Genomic DNA, 460 nt, shown 5'->3' on the forward strand with positions numbered 1-460 from the left:
GTGCATAGATTTGCGTGGTCTGAATGTTGTTGTGACCAAGCATTCTGCTGATAGTCTCTATCGGAACACCTTCTTCGAGCGTAACGAGCGATGCGAAACTGTGCCGTCCAACATGATAGACCAAATCCATACTTATGCCAGATAGTACTCGGAGACTTTTCATGTTACCTCTCAGCACTCGAAATTCCTGTGGCGGTAAAAGAGTAGGTCTTGTCGGGTCTTTGTATTTCTCCAACATGGCAAGCGCCTCTGGCAGTAACTTCACACGTGCAAGCATCTTGTTCTTCTTTCTGTGGTATTTCAGCCAAAGGCTGCCCTCCTCATCACGAAAGAGGTTTTCTTCCGTGATAGAAACAGTATCGGCATAAGCCGTGCCTGTATAGCAAGCGAAAAGAAAAAGGTCACGGGTCAAAGCCAACGATTTTCTTCGCTCTGGTATTTCGAGGTCACGAATTTTCAG

At 46.3% G+C, this 460-nt stretch carries 1 protein-coding gene; it reads right to left on the reverse strand.

Features of this window, described 5'->3' with window-relative positions; all coding sequences use genetic code 11:
* A partial coding sequence (locus tag WKT20_RS18210; RefSeq protein WP_340417886.1) for a site-specific integrase occupies positions 1-460 on the reverse strand: 460 nt, incomplete at both ends.

Source organism: Phocaeicola sp. ICN-14070 (assembly GCF_037892625.1).
Lineage (GTDB): Bacteria > Bacteroidota > Bacteroidia > Bacteroidales > Bacteroidaceae > Phocaeicola > Phocaeicola plebeius.